This window comes from Deltaproteobacteria bacterium (assembly GCA_026712905.1).
Classification (GTDB): Bacteria; Desulfobacterota; Binatia; order UBA9968; family JAJDTQ01; genus JAJDTQ01.
Window position 1 is genome coordinate 1 of the sequence record JAPOPM010000130.1, and the last position, 20,924, is coordinate 20,924.

The window sequence follows — 20,924 nt, forward strand, 5'->3', positions numbered from 1 at the left end:
ATACCCGACGCGATCAGCCGAAAAAGGACATCTGGCTCCGACCCCTGCGCAAGGACTGGCGCCGGACTCTCACCCGGTGATATCATGGTCCTCCGTCACCCCTCGCGGTCTCTTCATCACTCCGTGACCGAACGAAAACGTTCAGCCGGAAAGGAGCTTAACCGATCCGTCATCGAAACGCAATCGACAGTAATCAATTCAGTGGTAGTCGGAGTCTGTGCTTGTCGTTGGAAATGCAGACCGATGAACATCGGCTGTGAAATATAACACAATGAAAACAAAGACAAAAATAGACAACGATCATCACCATGTGCGGTAGGTACACCCAGACGGCAAAGTTGCAGGATTTAATGGACCGGTTCGGATTCGACGAGCCGGGCTTCGAGTTGGCGCCCCGGTACAACCTGGCGCCGAGCCAGGACGCGCCGGTGTTGGGCGTGAACCCCAAGACGCCGGATTCCCGCACGCTACGGCTGATGCACTGGGGCCTCGTGCCATACCACGCCAAGGACGCCGCCAAGCCCATCATCAACGCCCGGGCGGAAACCCTGGCCCAACGACCGGCGTTTCGAAACCTGTTGCCGAGACGGCGCTGCCTGGTGCCGGCCGACGGCTTCTACGAATGGCGCAAGGAAGGTCGTTTCCGGACGCCCATGCGTTTCACGCTTCGGAGCGGGGAGCCGTTTGCTTTCGCGGGCCTCTGGGACCGCTGGCTCCAGCCCGACGGCACCCCGCGCTATTCGTTCACCATCGTCACCACCAACCCAAACAGCCTCCTGGAGCCGGTCCATAACCGGATGCCGGTCATCCTGCTGCCGGAGGACGAAGCCAAGTGGCTCGATCCCGCCAACACCGACCCCGCGACGCTGTCACCGCTCCTCAAGCCCTATCCCGCCGAGCTGATGGACGGCTACTGTGTCTCGCGCGCGGTCAACTCGCCCGCGAACGACTCCCCGGAGTGCATTGCCCCCGACGAAGTGCAAGCCCTGCCCAAGGGTCGACATTCGCACGAAGATCGCACCGGGGTGAGGGCAGCGACATTCGACGTGGACTTTGACGAGGGCAAGGACATCACGGGCGCACTGGATTTGTTTGCCGCGCGTCGTCCTTCACGGGACCCGGATACCGGATGAGTTGCACGCCACCGCTCCTGAATGGGGTCGCGGTGCGTTCGCCGTACCCTACTTCGCCGCGCAGACCATGATCTCCACCTGGGTGCCCGGCGTAAGGTCCACGCCGATGGCGGCCCGGGCCGGGAGATTGTCCTTGTCGATCCAGGCCATCCACGCCTCGTTCATCTCGTCCTTGGCGTCGATGTCGGCGAGATAGACGGTGGACGTGAGGATGCGGGACTTGTTGGTGCCGGCGGCGGCGAGGACGTCGTCGATCTTGGCCAGTACCTGTTCCGTCTGGCCCTTCGTCGACAAGGACTTGTCGTCGGCTACCAAGCCGGACAGGTATACCAGATCGCCGTGCACCACGGCGCGGCTGTTCCAAACCTGCGGTCTGATGTGTTCGATGCTCATCGGACTGTGCCCTCCATTGGAATGTTTTTCCGGGTGACTTCCCGAACCGCGAAACGCTATCAGATTTTGCCGGAGACGCCTACGCACCCGACGATTCCGCATCCATCTTGTCCTGCCGGTTGCGGTCCTGCCGCTTTCCGCTCCTGCCTCGAAACAGCGACGCCACCGCGGCCAGGCCGCACAGCACCGCCGCTGTCAGGAACACGAGCTGGAAGGCGGTCACGAAGGCGCCGACCTCCCCCAGGTCCGCGTGGGCGACGCGCCAGCGTTCGAACATCAGGCTGGCGCCGGTGACGCCGAAGACGATGCCGCCGGTGCGCATCATCTGGTTGACGCTGCCGGCGACGCCTTGGTGGTCGCGGGGGATGGCGCCCATGACGAAGCTCATGTTGGGCACCTGGAAGGTGCCCAGGCCGAGCCCCACCAGGGCCAGGGAAAGGGCGGCGGTGGGGTAGTCGGAGCTGGCGTCGAGGCCGCTGGCCAGCCACAGGCCCACGGCCTGGACGGCCAGCCCCGCGGAGCTCAACCAGGCGGTGCCGATGCGGTCGGACAACCGGCCGGCGAAGGCGGCGGCAAAGATGGTCATCACCGCGGGCGCGAAGATGAGCAGGCCGACCACAACCCCCCGGTAGCCCAGGATGTCCACGGCATAGTAGGGCACCAGCAGGCCGATGGGAAACCGCGTGGCGTTGGCCGCCAGGGTGAGCAGGTTGGCGAGGGTGAAGGCCGGCCAGCGGAACAGGTCGAGGTTGATGACGGGCGCGGCCACCCGCTTCTCGGTGATGAGAAAGACCACCAGGCTCACCGCCCCGGTCAGCGCCAGCGCGAGCACCTCCGGATCCGCCCAGCCGAGGTCGCGGCTGCGGGTCATGGCCAGCAGCAGCGCGCCGGCCGCCAGGGTGAGCGTGACGGCGCCCAGAAGGTCGAACCGCTCGCGGGAGGCCGCGCGTTCCACGGAGTGCACGCGGCGGGAGGTGAACCAGGCGATGATGAGGGCGGGAAGCGCCCGGTACAGGTAGACGCCGCGCCAGCCGAAGGCGTCCACCAGCACGCCCCCCAGCAGCGGGCCCATGGCGTACCCCGTGGCCATGTTCATTTGGTAGAACCCCAGCGCCCGTCCGCGTTCGTCGCCACTGACGCTGAGCGTGACCAGCGCCGGGGCCGAGCCGAACACCAGCGCGACGCCCACCCCCTGGAGCATCCGTCCCATGAGCAGCCACGCGAACGTCTGGGCCAGGCCGCAGGCGACGAATGCCGCGGCGCTGATGAGGAGACCGATGGTAAGGGTGCGCCAGTGGCCGAAGAGGTCCGCCAGCCGGCCGCAGCCCAGCAGCAGGCTGGCGTGGGTCAGCACGTAGCTCACCACCACCCACTGGATGGACAGCAGGTTGATGCCGAACGCCTCGGTAATGGCCGGGAACGCGATGTTCACCGACGTGTCCGAAGACGCCAGCAGGCCGCTCAGCCCGGCGATGAGCAGGGTCGGATGCGACCAGATGGGAGTCGGTGGTGATGTCGAGTCGGACAAGCGGTAAAATCCCCTACCGTCGTTCCCGCGGAACAGGCTGTGTCAAGACGTCGACCGGACAAGAATTGGCACCAAACCCCCGAGAAGTCGTTCCCGCGGAAGCGGGAATCCAGGGGCGGAGAGGGGCGCGGGAAGGACGATCGCGGATGTCGTCACGGTCAGCTTCCCGCCAGCCATTGCTCCAGCCGCTCGTTGTAGGCCTCGGGCCGGGTGCCGCGCATCATGTGGCCGACGCCCTCCCAGAACTCGAACACGACCTGCGGCGAGGCGATGCTTCGGAGGTGGCCGAGCTCCTGGGCGAGGATGGCGCCGGGCTGGGGCGGCACGGTGGCGTCCCCCACCAGGATCAGCGTGGGCACCTGGATGCGCCGCAGGCGTTCCTCGGACGCCAGTGCCCAGTCGCGGTTGTCGGTGAGCAGCCGGGTCAGGGCGTGGGGCGAGAAGTGGCGGTTGCGGTAGACTTCCCAGTCCTCCTGCTCCGGCGAGAGGCCGTTCTCCCGGGCCTCGGCACGAATCTCGTCCTCGGGGCGCGCGAGCCGGGCCAGCGCGCCGGGCAGGGCGGTGACGAAGGCGTGCTGCATGCGCCAGTAGACCGGGTCCTCCAGGAAGGCGCGTGAGATGTCCTCGGGATGGTCGGCCGCGAGCATGGTGCCGATGTTGCCGCCCCAGGAATGGCCGGCGTAGACTGGGCGCTCGAGCTTGAGGTTGGCGATGAGCTGGTGGACGTCCTCGGCGAAGTCGCGCAGGCGGTAGCCGGTGACGGGTTTGTCCGACTCGCCGTGGCCGCGCAGGTCCGGCGCCACCACGTGGTAGCGGCCGGCGAAGCGCTCGGCCACGCCCGCCCAACCGAGACTGTAGTTGGTCCAGCCGTGGACCAGCAGGAGGTCCGGAGCCGCGGGGTCGCCCCACTCCCGGTAGTGCATGCGGATGCCCTGCACCTCGGTGAAGCCGCTTCGGGGGTCGTCAGCCATGATCGTCCTCCATTGCACGTCCTGTTACAGGTCAAGGGTTAGTGATACACGTTTAGGCAGGTTCTGACCAAACTGACACAATGGTCGTCCGCGCCTCACCTCTGACGGGACAAACAGTGCCGGAGTTCATCACAGCATTGACGGAAGAAGACTACCGCGAGGCGAGGACCTTGCTGCGCGAGTACGAGGCCGAGATCGAGGTGGACCTTTGCTTCCAGGGGTTCGAGGAGGAGCTCGAAACCCTGGAGCGCGTCTACGGCCCGCCGGGCGGAGTATTATTCCTCTTGCGCGAGGGAGAGCGGACCGCGGGCTGCGTCGCCCTCAAGGACCTGGGCGGCGGGGTGTGCGAGATGAAGCGGTTGTTTCTGCGCCCCGGGTTTCGCGGCAACGGCCTGGGGAGAGAGTGCGCAGAGCGGATCGTCCAAACGGCGCGGGAGAAGGGCTATGCGGCCATGCGCCTCGACACGCTTCCCGCCATGCGCCCGGCCATCGCCCTGTATCGTTCCATGGGGTTCAGGGAGACCGCCCAGTACACCGAGAATCCGCTGGAAGGCGCGCTGTTCATGGAATTGAGGTTGCGGTAGGGTTCTGAGCTGTCTACCTGGACATTGCCGACGGAGGATCGCATGAGCGCAAACGCAGACTCGTTCACGGTGCCGGAAGCCACCATCGCGGACATTCACGGCGCCTACGCCGCGGGTACCCTCACCGCGCGCCAACTGGTGCAGGCGTACATCGACCGCATCGACGCCTATGACCGCGGCGGTCCGCGGATCAATTCCGTCATCACGGTGAACCCCGCGGCCCTCGACGAGGCGGACCGGCTGGACGCGGCGTTCAAGGGCTCGGGCAAGAGCGGGCCGCTCCACGGCATCCCGGTGGTCATGAAGGACCAGGCGGATCTCAAGGGGACGCCCACCACCCTGGGCTCGCTGCTGTTCAAGGACTACTATCCGGACCGGGACTGCCGGGTGGTGGAGAAGCTCAAGGAGGCCGGCGCCATCGTGCTGGCCAAGACCACTCTGGGCGAGCTGGGCGCGGGCGATACCCACGGCTCGTTGTTCGGCTCCACCCGCAATCCCTACGACGTGGAGCGTACCGTGGGCGGCTCCTCGGGCGGCTCCGGCGCGGCGGTCTCCGCCAACTTCGGCACGGTGGGCGTGGGCCAGGAGGGACTGGCGTCCATTCGCCGGCCTTCCACGTGGAACTGCATCGCCGGCATGCGTCCCACCGCCGGGCTGGTGAGCCGGGCCGGCGTGTACTCCGGCTGGCCCCAGGAAGCCGGGTCGCTGGGGCCCATGGCGCGCACGGTCCGGGACATGGCCACCCTGCTGGACGTCATGGTGGGCTACGACGGCGATGACCCGATTACCTCCAGGGGCTACGGCCACGTGCCGCCGAGCTACACGGACTTCCTGGACGCGGACGGCCTGCGCGGCGCCAGGATCGGCGTCCTGCGCGAGCCCATGGGCTACAACACCGATCCCGAGGCCGACGACTTCAAGAGCATCAGCGGGATATTCGACAACGCGGTGGAGGAACTGCGGGCGGCCGGCGCCGAGGTGGTGGACCCGGTGGAACTGGCGCGGTTGAACGAGCTGCTGGCCAAGCGCTGCGCGGATCCCACCGCCGGGGAAAGGGCCTTCGGGATCTACATGTCCCGCAGCGCCAATCCGCCGTACCGGACGCGCGCCGACGCCATGGCGTCGCCGGACTACCCCAAGCTCACGGAGCAGGTGCAGGCGCGCCTGCGCATCACCTCCGACCCCGCGGACCACTACCAGTACCTGCTGGCCCGGGAGCACCTGATGGTCCATCTGCTCAAGACCATGGCGGAGCACCGCCTGGACGCCATCGTGCACAAGGCGGTGGAGCACCAACCCACGCTCATCGCCGACGGCGTGAAACCGCCCTTCGTGAACCACAAGGGCGCGCCGCACCTGAACACGTTCCTGGTCTACGTGCCTACGGTGACGGTGCCCGCGGGGTTCACCGCCGATGGTTTGCCGGCCGGCATCAGCTTCCTCGGCCGGCCCTACGAAGACGGCCGCATGATCCGGCTGGCGTACGCCTACGAGCAGGCCACGCACCACCGGAGGGCGCCGGAGACCACGCTGTAGGAGATGTTCCACCCTTCGTCATTCAAGTTCGCGGTTGGCACGATGCCAAGGACGCCCCGATTCGTCATTCCCGCGACAGCGGCTGTATCAAAACGTCACCCGGACAAGAATTGGCGCCAAACCCCCGACCGTCATTCCCGCGGAAGCGGGAATCCAGGGCCCTAGCCGCGGCAGGGATCTTGCACAGCTTGCCATTGGGGAGTATATGTCGGAGTACATTCCGAATTAGTTCGACCATTTCGGAGGATACTCCGAATCATGTACTACCACCGCACCCTTCGCCTGGACCTGCCGCCACTCCAAGACCGTGCGCGAGTATTTTCAGATCCTTGTGGACACGCTGCTGGGCGTCTTCGTCGAGCCGTTCAGTCCGCGCCGCTCGCGCGCGGTCATCACACGGGCACCGAAATTCTACCTGTTCGACGTCGGCGTGGCCGGCCACATGACCGGGCGCCGGATCGAACGCGAACACGGTGCCGACTTCGGGCGCGCCCTGGAGCATCTCGTGCTGATGGAGCTGCTCGCCTATCGTTCCTATCGCGAGTACGATTTCCCGGTACGCTTCTGGCGCACCAAGTCCGGGCTGGAGTGCGACTTCGTCCTCGGCCGTGCGGGCGAGATAGCCATCGAGGTCAAGGGAAGCCCCCGCGTCCGCCCCGAAGAACTCAGGGCCATGCGCGCCTACGTGGAAGAACATCGTCCCGCCCAAGCCGTGGTCGTGTGCAACGAAACCGCCCCCCGCCGCACCGCCGAGGGTATCAGGATACTGCCTTGGGAACGGTTTCTCGAACGGCTCTGGGGGGATGCGCTGGTGACGTAACGAACCGCGGCCGGGCCGAACACGATCCCGGAGGCCCCTACTCGCCGCGCTCCTTCGCGCGGATCACCGCCACCGTCGCGCCCCAGCCGCCCCTCTCCGGCGGCGCATCGTGGCACGACTCCACCAGCGGGTTCTTCCCCAGCGCCGACTGCACGATGCGCCGCTGCACCCCCTTGCCGCGCCCGTGAATGATCCGCACCTCCCGCAACCCCTGCTCGTGGCACTGCCAGACATACTCCTCCACCACGCTCGGAATGTCCCGCGGCGCGAACGGATGCAGGTCGATCTGGTCCTCGATGGGGAGGACGACGGGGTCGTCGTCGGGCAGGGTGTCATCGTCGGGGTCGGGTGCGGGTTCGCGAACGTCGCGGCCTTCGCCGGCGAGCAGGGCGGCGAGGCGCCGGAGGGTGTCTATCAAGGGAGGGGGCATCGGGTTGGGCAGTCGGACTTCCCAGGGGGTTTAACCTTGCAAATTAAAACAAACCATTTTAATTTGCAAGGATGATTATCCGCCGTGCAGACAAGGATATCCGCGTCGCCTTGGGCCGACAAGCCGCCGTGGCGTTGATCGGACCGCGTCAGGTCGGCAAGACCACGCTGGCACGGCAAATCGCCGACACGACGGATAACGTATACCTCGACCTCGAGAAAAGCACGGACCGGACCCGGTTGGCCGAACCAGGGCTCTTTCTCCAGCGGTACGCGGACCGCCTCGTGATCCTCGACGAGGTCCATCGCGCCCCGGAATTGTTTCGCGAGTTGCGCGGCCTCATCGACGAAGGCCGCCGGGTGGGCAACCGCACCGGACGGTTCCTGATCCTGGGCTCCGCCTCCATGGACCTGCTGCGGCAGTCGAGCGAGAGTCTGGCGGGGCGGATCGAATACGTCACCCTCGACCCCCTCGACGTTCTCGAGTTGGCGCCCGACGACCAGACCCTCCGGCGTTTGTGGGTGCGCGGCGGCTTTCCCGAGAGCTTTCTCGCCGCCAACGATGCGGACAGCCTTGCGTACCGTCTGAACTTCACCGCCACGTACCTGGAGCGGGACATGCCGCAGTTCTCGCCGTATCCGGTCCCCGCCGCCACGCTGGAGAGGCTGTGGCGGATGCTTGCCCACGGGCAGGGATCCCTGCTGAACGCCTCGGCGCTGGCCTCCAGCCTGTCCATCAGCGCCCCCATGGTGACTCGGTACGTCGATCTCATGACCGATCTGCTGCTGGTTCGGCGTTTGCCGCCTTTCATCGCCAACACCCGCAAGCGGCTGGTCAAGTCACCCAAGGTGTACGTCAGGGACAGCGGCCTCGTGCACGGCCTCCTGGGCATTCAGGACGAGCTCGCCCTGACCGGCCATCCCGTGATGGGTGCGAGCTGGGAGGGTTTCGTGATCGAGAACCTTCTGGTCGCGGCGCCTCGGCGGACCCTTGCCAGCTTCTACCGCACCGCCGCCGGCGCCGAGATCGACCTGCTCCTGGAGCTTCCCGGCCGCACCTCGCCCTGGGCCATCGAGATCAAACACAGCCTCGCCCCCCGCCCCACCCGCGGCTTCTACAACGCGCTGGAAGACGTACGGCCCGAGAAGGCGTTCGTCGTGTACGCGGGAACGGAACGCTACCCGCTGTCGCGGGAGGCGGAGGTGATCGGCGTGCGGGAGATGGCGGAGGTGTTGAGGGGGGTGTGAGGTGGTATCAAGACTGATACGATCCGTGCCCGTGTGGGACCCGACTCGGGCAAGACGCGAAGAACGTCATACCGGAACTATCGTTGCATCCGGAGATCATCCGCCTGCACCGTGGTGCCTATTCGAGCGCCGGTTTGCGAAAGACCTCGCGCTGATGCCAGGTGATGAACTCCGTTTTCGGGTCCAGTTGGCGATTGCGAGGCGGTCGCAACGGCTTGTCGTGGAAGTCGAGGAACCACTGGATGGGCTGGCTGCGGCCGTGGACATCGCTGGAAACGAGGATCTTGAAGCCCTGGCCAGCGGCCGCGAGACCGATGGCACCACGGTCGAAGGCCTTGTGGTGCAGCCAGCAAAGAGCCAAGCCGTTCGGGACTTCGTCCGGGCCTCCGGCTGCATGCCATTTGATATGGGCAGCCTCGACGCCGATCAATTCGTCCCCGAGGCGCACATCGAAATCACACACGGCGCACCGTCTCTCGTACTCACGCAACACTTCACGGCGGAAGGCGGGGTCTCGCGGCTGAACGGAGGAATCCCGTATCTCCCAGGTACGCGGGATGCCGGTGGCGTTCCGGATGTCTTCATGTAACGACTCCGGGAAGTGGCCCTCCAGCAGTCTTCGTGCAGCCTCTCGCACGAGCTCGGAGGAATCGTGCAGCATGTGGTAGATTTCTTCCGGAAATCCGCCCGGGACGTTCCGGCTCTCCAGTTCCCGGACGGAAAGGTCTCCGCTCGCGGTGACTCTCAGGCTCTCACTCCCCGGGATCTCCCAGAGCCCGTCGGCGCGTAGGCGACCGAAGGGAAATTCCGGGTGAAGCGCTTTCCGGGGAGGGCCGAAGCGTTGCAGCAGGTTTGCCAGCTCGGGCTTGATTTCACTCGGGTAGGACGCGAGGCGTTCCTGGTCGTTGAGGACGCGCCCAAGTGCCAGCAACAGTAACAAGGGTTTGTGGGGCGCACGCTGCCCGCCGCTCTTCCAGACGTTGATTTCGTCGATCTTCTTGAGAAATTCGTTGTGGGTCATGAAAATTGCGATGATAGATGGTTCGCAAGAGTATCATCGCTGGCACGAGACCGACAACTCGGGGAAGGGTAGACCGTGAACGAATCTTGTAAGGACAGCTTGTCCGCGCTGGTCGACGGGGCGCGTGCCTTCCGCCGGATGGAATACGAAGGCGACCGCTCCCTCATGGCGCGCCTGTCGCAAGGCCAGGAACCGGATGTCCTGATCATCGCCTGCAGCGACTCCCGCGTGGACCCGGCGTTGATCCTTGGTGCGCGTCCCGGAGACATCTTCGTGGTTCGCGTCGTCGCCAACCTCGTGCCCCCTCGGCGCCCGGGCGACGCGACCGCGTACGCAGTGATGGCGGCCGTCGAGTACGGCGTCAAGGCGCTCGGGGTCTCCCACGTCGTGGTATGCGGGCATTCTCACTGCGGGGGCATCAAGGCGGCGATGGATGCGGCGCGAGGGCAGGAACCGCCACCGTTCGAGTGCCTGGGGCCGTGGGTTGCGCTGGCGGACGGAGCCTGCCGGGAGGTGCTGGCGGAGGATTCCGAGGGCGGGCGCACGGACGCGGAAACAGCGACTGAGGCCGAGCAGCGATCGGTGCTCAAGTCACTGGCAAACCTTCGGTCCTATGCGTGGATTCAGGATCGGGTGGAAAGCGGGGAGCTCACGCTGCACGGGTGGTGGTTCGACATCGATACGGGTGAGTTGTGGACGGCTGATATGGAGACCGGTGTCTTCCGGTTGCCGCCAACTTGATCCCCGCCTCCCCACCCCTGGATTCCCGCTTCCGCGGGAATGACGACTCGGGGGGTTGGCGCCTCACCCCTTCAAGTACCCTCCAAACCTCTCCAGCACCTTCTCCTTCAGTTCCGGGCTAGCGCCCGACACGGGCGGGAAGTCCTTGGCCCATTCGTATGGGCGGCAGGCGTCGATGATGGCGCGGGAGTTGAGGCCTGGCTTGCCTCGAACACCCGGTTCACCCGGTCCGCGGGGCGTGGTGCCTCGTTGACTCATTCATGACTCCATCCTCTCAAAGAGTTGAGTCTGCGGTAAACCCGGGGCGGTTCAGTCGTGGCCCCCGCGACTTCGGGGGTGGCACATTCCTTGCACTTGACGGGAGAACCGTCTTGAGTCGAAGGCGTGAGCGACCCTGCGCCGCTCTGTCGGCCCCGCCCGTGAATTCGGCACAAGGGAAGACATGTTTGACGTGTGTAGTCATAAATGACAACAATGGAACTTGGTCGCAGACAAGACCCATCGGTTGGGTCAAGGCAGCGCGGAAGGGTTACGAGACCTTCCCAAAGGCTGTACGCGACCGGATCAACACCGCGCTTACGATCGCCGCGGAAGGCGGAAAGGCAGACATCGCCAAGCCGCTGAAGGGTCTTGAGCTCGGAGTCATGGAGATTGCGCTTCGCCACCAAACCGGTGCTTGGCGCGTTGTCTACGTCACTGAAATCGCGGGGAGATTGTGGGTGGTTCACGCGTTCGGGAAGAAGTCGAAGACGGGCATCAAAACGCCGAAGCACGACATCGATCTCGTGAAGGCGCGCCTGGGGCGATTGAAGAGGGGTTTGTTGCAATGAACGACGACTTCGAATTGGAGGAGGGAAGCGGGAACGTCTTTCGAGATTTGGGCGATCCCGAAGCGGATCTGAAGCAGGCCAAGGCGATTGTTGCGGCTCGGGTCATAGCGGTGCTGGACAACCGCGGGCTTACGGTCAGAAAGGCCGGGCAAGAGACCGGCTTTGCGGCCGCGGATTTCTCCCGAATCCGTAATGCCGATCTGCGGCGTTTTACGCTGGATCGGCTCATGAGAATGTTGGCTGCCCTGGACCGTGACATCTGTGTCAAAATACAGGTGGTTTCGCGGTCCACCAAAGAAACCCGCGAACAGAGTCGTGACCGGGGGGTGTCGTAGCTAACCCTGAATTCGTCATTCCGCGGCGTTGGCCCGAATCCTTGCAAAATAGAAATCCATTTCTATTTTGCAAGACCCGCGGCTCACTCCCCCCTCACCCCTTCAAATACCCCCCAAACTTCTCCAGCACCTGCTCCTTCAGCTCCGCACTCGCTCCCGACACCGGGGGGAAGTCTTTCATCCATTCGTAGGGGCGGCAGGCGTCGATGATGGCGCGGGAGTTGAGGCCTTTCTTGTCTCGCGGGATGATGGGGTCGAGGGGGCCGCTCCAGGTGCGGCGCAGGATATCGATGGAGTCGACGGGGTTGCAGCGGGTGCACATGGCCCAGACGACGTCGTTCAGGTCGGCGACGTCGATGTCGTCGTCCACTACCACCACGTAGCGGCCGAGGTAGGCGCCGGTGTGGTTCTGGCTGGCGATCATGGCGGCCTGCTTGGCGTGGCCGGGGTAGCGCTGGCGGATGGAGACGGCGGTGAAGAAGCGGTTCTGGTAGCAGGCGACGCCGGTGACGTCGGGGACGCCGGCCTTCTCCATGGAGTCCCAGATGAACGCGGCGCGGATCAGCGAGCCGCAGCCGTCGGCGCCGGGCAGGGGCCGGAACGGCGGCGAGCCGGTGAGGATGGGGTTGTCGCGGTACATGAGGCTCTTGACGTGCACCACGGGTTCATCGCGCGAGCCGCTGGCGTAGTAGCCGGTCCACTCGCCGAAGGGGCCTTCCTCGCGCATCTCGTCGGGCATGATCTCGCCCTCGATGGCAATCTCGGCGCGGGCGGGAATGGGCAGGCCGGTGAACTCGCCGCGGATGACGTCCACGGGCGCGCCCTTGATGCCGCCGGCGTAGGCGAGCTCCTCGTCGCCCCAGGGGATCTGCCGCGATCCCAGCAGGAACAGCAGCGGGTCCTGGCCGAAGGAGATGGCGACCTTGAGGGGCTTGTTCTGGTCGAAGGCCTTCTGGCGGTGGATGCGCCCGTGCTTGCCGGGCGAGATGTACACGGCCAGGCGGTCCTTCTCGTGCACCATGGTGCGGTACACGCCCATGTTCACCCAGCCCTCCTCGGGGTCCTGGGTCATGACCACGTGGGCGGTGCCGATGTAGCGCCCGCCGTCCTCGTCGTGCCACTTGGGCACGGGCAGCGACAAGAGGTCGATGTCCTTGCCGGTGAACACGTTGTCGTAGAGCGGGCTCTCGTCCACGTACTCGGGCGGGATCAGCGCCGGGTTGTTGAGGCGCTCCTTCCAGGCGGCGATGAACTCGTTGCGCGTGATGTCCGTGGGCAGGTTGGTGGTGAGGGCGGCGCGCTTGAGCGATTCCACCATGCCCACCAGCACCCGGTGCCCCTCGGGGTAGTCCTTGATCTGGTCGAACAGGATCGCGGGGGCGTTCTCGCCGCGCCCGGCCGCCTCCGCCAAGGCGCCGATCTCCAGGTTCCAGTCGCAGCCGGGAACCGTGCGCAGCTCGCCCATGGCGTCCACCTGCTCGATCCATTCTCTCAGGTCGCGATAGGACATGGTTGGTCTCCTTTGCGGCAACAGGGCCCCCTCAGGTCTCTCGCGGTTTACGCCGGCCGGAACTTCGGCAGGGTCACTTCGTCGGTGATGTCCTCGTAGACCACCTCCACGGGCATGTCGCAGCGCACCTCTTCGGGCTTGCAGCCGGTGACGTTGGAGAGCATGCGCGCTCCTTCGTCGAGCTCGATGACGGCCACCACGTAGGGAAGCTCGTCCGCGAACCCGCGCTGGTAGGCGCGGTGGTAGATGACGAAGGAAAACACCCGGCCCTTGCCGGAGACGGGCGTCCAGTCGTACTCGTCGGAGGTGCACTCGGGGCACACCTCTCCGGGCGGGAACCGGAAGGCGCCGCACCTGCGGCACTGCTGCAGCTTCATTTCGTGGTTCTTCGTGGCCTCCCAGTAGACCTGGGAGTCCTCGGACGGGGTCGGAATCGGTTTGGCGTAATCGCTCACGGCGGTCTCCCTCTATCGTTCTGCATTTCCCGGCGGCAACGGGCGTTCCTTCGTCCGCGTCGCCTTGTCGGATGATGCTTCGCTCATGCGACCTGCGTCCCTCGGCTGTCCGGTCAATTGCGCAGTATCAGCGTCGAGTGGCACACGGCGTTGCCGCCGTTGCCGCTGATGATGGCGGTCTCGGCGTCCTTGACCTGGCGCGGGCCGCATTCGCCGCGCAACTGGCGCACGCCCTCGACGATCTGGAGCATGCCTTCGATGTAGCACTCGGAGAGCATGCCGCCGGAGGTGTTGGTGGGCAGCTCGCCGCCCAGCTCGATGCGGCCGCCGCTCACGAACGGGCCGCCCTCGCCCTTCTTGCAGAAGCCGTAGTCCTCCAGCGTGGCCATGAGGATGTAGGTGAAGCAATCGTAGATCTGCGCGGTGTCGATGTCCTTGGGCTGGAGGCCGGCCATGGCTAAGGCCTGGGCGCCGGACTCCTTGGCGCCGAGTTCGGTCATGTGGTCGCCCCAGATGTAGCCGCGGGAGTTGTTGGCGCGGCCCATGCCCATGACGTGGACCGGTTTCTGCTTCATGTCCTTGGCGCGCTCGGCCGAGGTGACGATGACCGCGGCGGCGCCGTCGCTCCGCAGGCAGCAGTCGAACAGGTGGAACGGCCACACGATCCAGCGCGAGTTGTGGTAGTCCTCCAGGGTCATGTCGGTCTGCATGGCGGCCACGGGGTTCAGTTGCGCGTGCTTGCGGCAGGCCACGGCGATGGCGCCCATGTGGTCGTGGGTGGTGCCGTACTCGTGCATGTGCCGGGTGAGGCCGAAGGCGTGCTGGCCGGCGGCGCCGAACAGGCCGTACTCGGGGCCGAACTCGCCGCCGCCCTCGCCCCGGCTTACGGTCTTGCGCGTGGCGCCCTTGTCGCCGTGCACGCACAGCACGGTCTTGCAGAAGCCCGCCTCGATGGCGGCGGCCGCCACCTGCACCATCAGGCAAGAGGTCGCGCCGCCCGCGGACAGCGACACGCCGAAGGCGGTGTCGATGCCCAATCGCTCGGACAGGTTCTGGTGGTGCACCCGCACCGCTCCCAACAGGTGGCTGTGGGTGATCACCGCGTCGACATCGGTCTTCTTGATGCCCGCGTCGTCTAGGGCGGCCTTCACCGCCGTGACCTGCAGACCGTAGTCGCTCAGCTCGGGCACCTTGCCCAGGGCCGAGTGTCCGACGCCGACGATCGCGTATTTGTCCTTGAGTGAAGCCATTCGGTGTCCTTTCTAGGGCGGGGATTCGTCATTCCGTCATTCCCGCGAATCAGGCTGTGTCAAACAAAACACCATCTGAGAGAAGCACCAACCGCCCGGACTCGTCATTCACCAACCGCCCGGACTCGTCATTCACCGACCCCCCGGACTCGTCATTCACCGACCCCCCCGACTCGTCATTCACCGACCCCCCCGACTCGTCATTCACCGACCCCCCCGACTCGTCATTCACCGACCCCCCCGACTCGTCATTCCCGCGAAAGCGGGAATCCAGGGGCGGTGGTGGGGCACTACAGGGGCGGTCCCCCGCCTCCCCACCCCTGGATTCCCACTTTCGCGGGAATGACGAGTCCGGGGGGTTGGCGCCAATTCTTGTCCGGACGACGTTTGACACAGCCTGTTCCTCGGGAATCCTTGTCCGGACGACGTTTTGACACAGCCTATTCCTCGGGGTTTCTTGTCCGGACGACGTTTTGACACAGCCTATTCCTCGGGAATTCTTGTCCGGACGACGTTTTGACAGGCCCATTCCTCGGGAATGACTTTCAACCGGCGCGTTCGCGCTCGTGCAGCCCGGCGTGTTGCCGCGGCGTGGCCGGGCGCGTGTCATTGCCCTTTCCCTTGGTGAGCCGTAGCGTGCCCACGAACTTGACGTTGGCGCAGGCGTCGGCGCCGCCGGTGGCGCAGCCCTCGTCGTTGGGGATGAGAAAGCGCAGCGGGCCGCCCTTGTCACGGGGCAGGGGCTCGTCGCCCACGCGGTAGGCGATGAGCGCGTTGCGCAGCGCTTCCAGCGGCACGCTGGCGGCGAAGCCGCCGTCGGTGGATTCCACTGTGAGGTGGTCCAGTTGCGGGTCGGGCTGGAGCCGGTCGAGGATGGCCTGGAGCGTCACCGCGCCGCCGACCCGGCCGGGGATCAGCGCGCCGACGTCGTCGATCTGGCCGTCCAATGCCGCGAGTTGCCGGAAATCCAGCTCCTGCGCCGGCCTTCCTTCCTGTTCGATGCGAAGCCCGTTCATGATTCGTCTCCCTGTGGTGGGTGGGCCCGCGCCCGCGCGGCGTTCTCGTGTCAGCCGCGAGTCGGGCCGCCCGCAATCACGACATGGCCGGCTGCGTCCGGCATGAGCGTCGAGTGTCGTGACGAAGTCCAAAACGCACGGAGGGGCGTCGAAGCCCATCTCCGCGATACGTCATCGTGAATGGAAACGCAAGCAGGGGGGCGGGCGCGGGCATCCCGCGGAACAGGCTCGCGGTCAGGTCGGCATGCCCGTGCACGGCGGGCAGACGCCGTAGAGCACGACCTGGTGGCTTTCGAGATGAAAGCCCTTGGGCGCCAGCTTCACCAGGTCGTCGGTGGGGCAGCCCTGCACGTCGAATACACCGTCGCACTCGCGGCACTGAAAGTGGTGGTGGTGTTCCTTCCCGGCGGTCTCGTAGCGCGCCGCCTCTCCGGGAATGCCCACCGCCACGAGCGTGCCTTCGGTCATCATGGTGTGGATGGTGCGGTAGACCGTGGCGATGCCCAAGCCGGGCGCCCTGGCCTGCGCGGCCAGGAGAATGTCCTGCGGGCTCAACGGTCGGTTGGCTTCCAGGAGGACTCGCTGGATGACGCTGCGCTGCCTGGTGCGCCGCTTGGCGCGAGGGCGAATTCGAAGAACGGTCTCGTCGAGGTGGCTTTTTTCGCTGTCCATGTGAACTCCCAAGCACCTGCCGGGGCAGGCGTGCCGTCCGTCCCGTGCGCGACTACGGAACGGATCCCTCATATTACACAATACCACACTTGAGTGGCACGCAAAGGCGGCGGCCGGGTCCGTCGCCGAAAAGTGCGACTCGGCCGAGAGGTCGGAAGGGCGGGTCCATACGGGCATTATACGCGGGCATTTGACCAAATAAAATGATCGATCAATATATTTATCCCTTGCGACGCGACAATAGGTGGTCAAACAGGTCTTGTTAATGATCTACAGATCTCACTCGCAACAATGGTCTTTCCAACGACAAGGAAACATGGGAATAGGCCTTGATAATCTGATAGTGATTTACTAATAGCATATGGTGGAACTGTGCCAGAAGGAGGCTTTTCTATGAGACTTGTCAAAGTGAAAAGGTTGGTTCTCGGATGCGCGGCGTTCCTGCTAGCGTGCGGGCTCTCGGTACCGGGCGGAGCCCAGGAGCCGGTGGATGCGCTCAAGAAGCAACTGCGCGACATGCAGCAGGAAATGGGTGACTTGATGAAGCGCATCGAGGATCTCGAGACGAAGAAGGCCGAGGCGGACCACGTGAAGTCGGTCGAGCAATCGGTGAAGTCGATTCAGGAGAGCCCTTCGATCCTGAACCCGTCCATCGGTCTGGCCATCGACACGACCTTCGAGAGTCGGCCGGACACTGACGGGGAGTTCAACGTACGGTCGGTGGAGCTTGGACTGTCGGCCGAGATCGATCCCTACGCCAGGGCCTATACGTTCATCAACGGCACGGGAGAGGGAGTCGAGATCGAAGAGGCTGCCGTGCAGACGACGTCGCTGCCGGTCAATGTCACCGCGGGGCGGTTTTTCGCGGACTTCGGCCGCCTGCCCCAGTTCCACCCGCACGAGCTCCCGTTCGTCAATACGCCTCTGTCCATGACCCGCATGGTCGGCGGAGAGTCCCTGGGCACGGGCGTCCAGTGGCGCTATCTCTTTCCGACCCCGTTCTACCTCGCCTTGAGCGGCGGCGTGTTCAACGAGATCGGGCATGCACATGGTGGCGAAGGGCACGGCCACGAGGAGGAGGGCGAGGAACACGAGGAAGAGGGCGAAGAGCACGATGAGGAAGGTGAAGAACACGAGGAGGAGGGCGAAGAGCACGATGAGGAAGGTGAGGAACACGAGGAAGAGGGCGAAGAGCACGCCGACGAAGGCGGAAGCCGCTCCCTCGAGGACCTGACCTACCTGGGCCGGCTGCACGCCTACTTCGACCTGAGCGAAACCTGGAATCTCGAGGTGGGTTCGTCATTGGCGCATTCGCCGAGGACGGAGATGGAAGAAGACAGCCGTCGCTCGCTCATGGGCGTCGACGTGACGCTTCGGCACCGGCCCCTCGTGCCGGGTTTCTACGAAGGGTTCACCGTCGCCGGTGAATGGTTCGTCAACCGCCAGGACTTCCACGACGTCGGAACCATGACTGCCCGCGGCGGCTACGCTTACGCCAACTGGGACGTCAATCCGGAGTTGCCCGGCAAATGGAGCCTGGGTTTGTTGCTGGATTCCGCGCCCGAGCTGGAAGACCCCGACCACAGGACGCTCAGTCTGTCGCCGTACATCACCTGGGCGCCCAGCGAGTTCAATCGCCTGCGGCTCCAGTACACCCAGGGATGGGACGACGACGAGGGTTCGTCGTACGACGGTTCGCAGGTCTTTCTCCAATGGACCACCGTTCTCGGCAGCCACACGCACGGTTTTCGTGAGCGGCGCTAGGGTCGTGTCCCGTAAATACCTGGCATAAGTTGCGCAGGATTTTTCGTCGTCGGCAAGGCGCGATGACGAGCAGTGGCGGGCACCACGCGAGGAAGAGCAACGCAGCCGACGGCGAAAAAGACCAGCAAATTATGCCACGTATTTGCGGGACACGACCCTAGGGTCCTTGAGGAGACATGCGCATGACGAGTCCTTTCATACGGTGGTGGCCGCGGGCCGCCTTCACGCTGTCGCTGGTCCTGCTGTTGGCGGGACCGGCGGCGGCCCAGAAGATCCGCGTGGTGACGACCATTCCGGACCTGGCCGACATCACGCGGCGGATCGGCAAGGACAGGGTGTCGGTAAACAGCCTGACGCTGGGTGTCCGGGACATTCACAGCGTCCAGGTGAAGCCGAGCATGGTCACCCTGCTGAACCGCGCGGACGCGGTGGTGCTGATGGGGCTGTCGCTGGAGCACGCCTTCCTGCCCGCGCTGCTCGACGTGGCCGCCAATCCGCGGATTGCGCGCGGCGGCATCGGCTACATCGACACCTCCACCGGGGTCGTGCCCCTGAAGCCGCCCAAGACCCTCTCGCGCAAGGGTGGCGACATCCATCCGCGGGGCAATCCCCACTACAACCTGGACCCGGTGCTGGGGAAGCTCATCGCCCGGAACATCGCGGAAGGCCTGTCGAAGGCCCACGCCGAGCACCGCTCCTTCTTCATGGAGAACATGCAAGCCTACACCGCGGAGCTGGACCGGCGCATACCCGGGTGGCAAAAGGCCGCCCGGAGCCTCGACGGTATCCAGTACGTCAGCTACCACGACGACATGGCCTACTTCGCCAAGCGTTACGGAATGCGGCTGTTCGGCACCCTGGAAGTGGCGGCCGGCATCGGACCGACGCCGGCGCACATCGTCCAACTGGTGGAGCGGATGAAGGCCGCGCGCGTGCCGCTGGTGGTGTACGGCACCTATCCCAGCCGGGTGCCGCAACGGGTCGCGCGTGAAACCGGTGCCGCCGTGGTGCCCGTGCCCTTGTACGTCGGCGGGCGGCCCGGCGTGGACACCTACGTCAAGTTGATCGACTACCTCGTCACCCACCTTTCCAAGGCGGTCCGTCAGTGACCGCGAGCGCCTCGCCGGAGCGTCCTCTCCTCGCGCTCCAGCACGCGTGTCTGGGGTACGGCCCCGAGACGGTACTCGACGATGTCCATCTGCGCATCGACGCCGGTGAATTCGTCGGCTTGGCGGGAGCCAACGGGTCCGGCAAGACCACTCTCCTCCGGTCTATGCTGGGCCTGCTCCCGCCACGCGGCGGCAACGTGGAACGCCACATGCCGCGGGCCCGCCTCGGCTACGTACCCCAGCACGCAACCCTCGACGCCTACTTCCCGCTGAGCGTCCGGGAGGTGGCGGCCATGGGCACCTACGGCCGGCTGCGTCCCTGGCGGCTGTTCCCGCCAAGCGAACGGCAGCGGGTCGACAAGGTTCTGCTCCAGGTCGGCCTGGTCCACCTCGGGCGAGCGGTGTTCTTCCATCTCTCGGGCGGGCAGCGTCAACGGGCGCTCATCGCCCGCGCCCTGGCCGTGGATCCGGCGTTGCTGCTGCTCGACGAGCCGTTCGCCGGCGTGGACCGGCATACCCGCGAGGACATCGCGCGACAGCTCGAAGAGATCAACCGGTGCTCCCGTCTGGCCATCGTCATCTGCAGCCATGACGCCGACCTCCTCGCGCGGTCCTGTGATCGCGTCATCCAGGTCTCGGACGGTCGCGTGCACGGGGGCATCCGCGAAGCCGCGTAAGGTGCGCCGACGTGGTGCAGGCATTCGCGGAGATCCTGGACCCTGCCTTCCTGCTCTTCCCGGCGGTCCTGGGAAGCGTCGTCCTGGGCTTGGTGTGTCCGGTGGTGGGGGGCTTCCTGGTGCTCAGGCGCAGTGTGCTGCTGGGCCTGACCCTGCCGCAGTTCGCGGCCGCGGGCGCGGCCTTCGCGTTGTTCGCGCACGAAGTCGGCCTGGTGCCGCATCCGGGCCACACGTCGGGCGACGCGCACCAGATCGAGCGCCTGCTGGCTTACGCGGGCTCGCTGCTGTTCACCTTCGCGGGCATGACGCTGCTCGCGCTGACGGACCTTCGCGGCGGCGGGCGCTCGGAGACGCGGCTGGCCGTGGCGTATGCCCTGGCCGGGTCGCTCATGATCCTCTTCGTGGCGGTCCATCCCTTCGGCGACGCGGCGATCCTGGGCCTGGTCAAGGGAGAAGCGGTGGTCCTGTCCTGGACCGAGTTTGCCGTCCTCAGCGCGGTCTACGCGGCGGTGACGGCGGGCCTCGTCCTCTTCCGGCGCGAGTTGCTGATGGCGTCGTTCGACCGGGACCTCACCTTCCTCCTCAAGGGAGGCACCTTCACGTGGGACCTGCTCTTCCACCTGCTCGCCGGAGTCACCATCGCGCTGGGGGTCATGATGGCCGGCCCGCTGATCACCTTCGGCCTGCTGGTGCTCCCGCCCATCGCCGCGAGGCCCCTGGTATCGCGCATGGCGCCCTATTTCATCGTGTCGTCGCTGGCCGGCGCGGGCATCGGCTTGACGGGTTTCGCGATCGCCTACCGGTTCGACGTGCCGTTGGGTCCCGCCATCCTGACGTTGGGCTGCGGCCTGGTGCTGGCCGCTCACGCCCCGGCGTGGCTCGGGGACAGGTTCCGGCGCTGA

At 65.7% G+C, this 20,924-nt stretch carries 22 protein-coding genes and 1 pseudogene; 12 read left to right on the forward strand and 11 right to left on the reverse strand.

All coding sequences use genetic code 11. The features are described 5' to 3' along the window. Positions 1–308: 308 nt before the first annotated feature. Positions 309–971 (forward strand): annotated as a pseudogene (locus OXF11_10060) (SOS response-associated peptidase). Between the two features lie 210 nt (positions 972–1,181). Here OXF11_10060 and OXF11_10065 read toward each other — a convergent pair. The 3 genes from OXF11_10065 to OXF11_10075 form a co-directional block, all read right to left on the reverse strand. Beyond that, complete coding sequence (locus OXF11_10065) at positions 1,182–1,526, reverse strand: RidA family protein (protein MCY4487442.1); 345 nt, start codon at positions 1,524–1,526, stop codon at positions 1,182–1,184. Positions 1,527–1,605: 79 nt separating this feature from the next. Further along, entirely contained in the window at positions 1,606–3,054 is a 1,449-nt protein-coding gene (locus OXF11_10070; GenBank protein MCY4487443.1) for an MFS transporter, read from the reverse strand. A gap of 158 nt (positions 3,055–3,212) precedes the next feature. Continuing rightward, entirely contained in the window at positions 3,213–4,025 is an 813-nt protein-coding gene (locus OXF11_10075; GenBank protein ID MCY4487444.1) for an alpha/beta hydrolase, read from the reverse strand. Positions 4,026–4,162: 137 nt separating this feature from the next. On the opposite strand from OXF11_10075, the gene OXF11_10080 reads away from it, so the two are divergent. From OXF11_10080 to OXF11_10090, 3 genes are all read left to right on the forward strand, one after another. Next, positions 4,163–4,609, forward strand: coding sequence for a GNAT family N-acetyltransferase (locus tag OXF11_10080; protein MCY4487445.1), 447 nt, complete (start codon positions 4,163–4,165; stop codon positions 4,607–4,609). Positions 4,610–4,651: 42 nt separating this feature from the next. Then, the gene (locus tag OXF11_10085; GenBank protein ID MCY4487446.1) at positions 4,652–6,145 is read left to right on the forward strand and encodes an amidase family protein; all 1,494 of its coding nucleotides are present in this window, start codon (positions 4,652–4,654) and stop codon (positions 6,143–6,145) included. Positions 6,146–6,452: 307 nt separating this feature from the next. Further along, positions 6,453–6,965, forward strand: coding sequence for a DUF4143 domain-containing protein (locus tag OXF11_10090; protein MCY4487447.1), 513 nt, complete (start codon positions 6,453–6,455; stop codon positions 6,963–6,965). A 37-nt stretch (positions 6,966–7,002) separates the two neighbouring features. On the opposite strand, the gene OXF11_10095 is transcribed toward OXF11_10090, so the two are convergent. Beyond that, a complete protein-coding gene (locus OXF11_10095) occupies positions 7,003–7,383 on the reverse strand; it encodes a Smr/MutS family protein (GenBank protein MCY4487448.1) in 381 nt (126 codons plus the stop codon). An 83-nt stretch (positions 7,384–7,466) separates the two neighbouring features. Between OXF11_10095 and OXF11_10100 the strand changes: the two genes are divergently transcribed. Further along, positions 7,467–8,642, forward strand: a complete 1,176-nt coding sequence (locus OXF11_10100; GenBank protein MCY4487449.1) for an ATP-binding protein — start codon at positions 7,467–7,469, stop codon at positions 8,640–8,642. Between the two features lie 118 nt (positions 8,643–8,760). Here OXF11_10100 and OXF11_10105 read toward each other — a convergent pair whose 3' ends face one another. Further along, entirely contained in the window at positions 8,761–9,663 is a 903-nt protein-coding gene (locus tag OXF11_10105; protein ID MCY4487450.1) for an HNH endonuclease, read from the reverse strand. 99 nt (positions 9,664–9,762) lie between these two features. On the opposite strand from OXF11_10105, the gene OXF11_10110 reads away from it, so the two are divergent. Next, positions 9,763–10,404 carry a carbonic anhydrase gene (locus OXF11_10110; protein MCY4487451.1) on the forward strand — a complete coding sequence of 214 codons (642 nt, stop codon included), beginning with the start codon at positions 9,763–9,765 and terminating at the stop codon, positions 10,402–10,404. 63 nt (positions 10,405–10,467) lie between these two features. Here the strand turns inward: OXF11_10110 and OXF11_10115 are convergent, their stop codons facing one another. Beyond that, on the reverse strand, positions 10,468–10,662 hold the full coding sequence (locus OXF11_10115; GenBank protein MCY4487452.1) for a hypothetical protein: 195 nt from the start codon (positions 10,660–10,662) through the stop codon (positions 10,468–10,470). Between the two features lie 188 nt (positions 10,663–10,850). On the opposite strand from OXF11_10115, the gene OXF11_10120 reads away from it, so the two are divergent. Together OXF11_10120 and OXF11_10125 are read left to right on the forward strand one after the other, a co-directional pair. Then, a complete protein-coding gene (locus OXF11_10120; protein MCY4487453.1) occupies positions 10,851–11,234 on the forward strand; it encodes a type II toxin-antitoxin system RelE/ParE family toxin in 384 nt (127 codons plus the stop codon). Then, positions 11,231–11,569, forward strand: a complete 339-nt coding sequence (locus tag OXF11_10125) for a helix-turn-helix transcriptional regulator (GenBank protein MCY4487454.1) — start codon at positions 11,231–11,233, stop codon at positions 11,567–11,569. Before OXF11_10120 ends, OXF11_10125 begins: the two co-directional genes overlap by 4 nt. 94 nt (positions 11,570–11,663) lie before the next feature. Here OXF11_10125 and OXF11_10130 read toward each other — a convergent pair whose 3' ends face one another. The 5 genes from OXF11_10130 to OXF11_10150 form a co-directional block, all read right to left on the reverse strand. Further along, complete coding sequence (locus OXF11_10130) at positions 11,664–13,079, reverse strand: UbiD family decarboxylase (protein ID MCY4487455.1); 1,416 nt, start codon at positions 13,077–13,079, stop codon at positions 11,664–11,666. Between the two features lie 47 nt (positions 13,080–13,126). Further along, on the reverse strand, positions 13,127–13,534 hold the full coding sequence (locus OXF11_10135) for a Zn-ribbon domain-containing OB-fold protein (GenBank protein ID MCY4487456.1): 408 nt from the start codon (positions 13,532–13,534) through the stop codon (positions 13,127–13,129). Between the two features lie 113 nt (positions 13,535–13,647). Beyond that, a complete protein-coding gene (locus OXF11_10140) occupies positions 13,648–14,784 on the reverse strand; it encodes a thiolase family protein (protein ID MCY4487457.1) in 1,137 nt (378 codons plus the stop codon). Positions 14,785–15,329: 545 nt separating this feature from the next. Further along, positions 15,330–15,800, reverse strand: coding sequence for a molybdopterin-dependent oxidoreductase (locus OXF11_10145; protein ID MCY4487458.1), 471 nt, complete (start codon positions 15,798–15,800; stop codon positions 15,330–15,332). A 234-nt stretch (positions 15,801–16,034) separates the two neighbouring features. Next, positions 16,035–16,472: a transcriptional repressor gene (locus tag OXF11_10150; GenBank protein MCY4487459.1), complete on the reverse strand. Its 438-nt coding sequence runs from the start codon at positions 16,470–16,472 to the stop codon at positions 16,035–16,037. A 393-nt stretch (positions 16,473–16,865) separates the two neighbouring features. Here OXF11_10150 and OXF11_10155 point away from each other — a divergent pair, with 393 nt between their 5' ends. The 4 genes from OXF11_10155 (at position 16,866) to OXF11_10170 (ending at position 20,924) form a co-directional block, all read left to right on the forward strand. Continuing rightward, entirely contained in the window at positions 16,866–18,236 is a 1,371-nt protein-coding gene (locus OXF11_10155) for a YbaB/EbfC family nucleoid-associated protein (GenBank protein MCY4487460.1), read from the forward strand. A 182-nt stretch (positions 18,237–18,418) separates the two neighbouring features. Continuing rightward, complete coding sequence (locus OXF11_10160; protein ID MCY4487461.1) at positions 18,419–19,345, forward strand: metal ABC transporter substrate-binding protein; 927 nt, start codon at positions 18,419–18,421, stop codon at positions 19,343–19,345. Next, positions 19,342–20,022, forward strand: a complete 681-nt coding sequence (locus tag OXF11_10165) for a metal ABC transporter ATP-binding protein (GenBank protein ID MCY4487462.1) — start codon at positions 19,342–19,344, stop codon at positions 20,020–20,022. The genes OXF11_10160 and OXF11_10165 overlap by 4 nt, the downstream gene beginning before the upstream one ends. 11 nt (positions 20,023–20,033) lie before the next feature. Beyond that, positions 20,034–20,924 (forward strand): metal ABC transporter permease, encoded by an 891-nt coding sequence (locus OXF11_10170; protein MCY4487463.1) that lies wholly within the window; start codon positions 20,034–20,036, stop codon positions 20,922–20,924.